This is a genomic window from Streptococcus suis (assembly GCF_002964045.1).
Taxonomy (GTDB): Bacteria; Bacillota; Bacilli; order Lactobacillales; family Streptococcaceae; genus Streptococcus; species Streptococcus suis_U.
Genome location: NZ_POPB01000529.1, coordinates 1 through 362 on the forward strand (window position 1 = coordinate 1; position 362 = coordinate 362).

1 pseudogene is annotated in these 362 nt (G+C 31.8%); it reads left to right on the forward strand.

Going from position 1 to position 362, the window contains the following annotated elements:
* Positions 1-362 (forward strand): annotated as a pseudogene (locus tag C1E99_RS12540) (tRNA(Ile)-lysidine synthetase); the annotation flags it as partial.

Sequence of the window (362 nt, forward strand, 5' to 3'; positions counted from 1 at the left end):
TGTGATGAGTTTTCAACAACAGACACCTGCAGTACAAAGTTATCTATTAGAGGAATATTTGGAAAAATTTCCTGATTTACAGCTCTCTCGTCCACAATTTAATGAAGTATTACACATCTTGCGTTCAAAAGCCAACTACTATCATTTATTGAAAAATGATTACATGTTAGAGAAGGATTATCATCATTTTCAAATTTATAAAATAGGACCAGAGACGGATAGTCAACCAGAAAAAATCATGATAAAATCAGAGGGTATTTTTTCTTACGGTTCATATATTTTTTCTCTCAATCATCCTTTGGTAGAAGCGGATAGTATTTTATATTTTCCTACAGAAAATCCAATTGTAGTAAGGAGAAGGC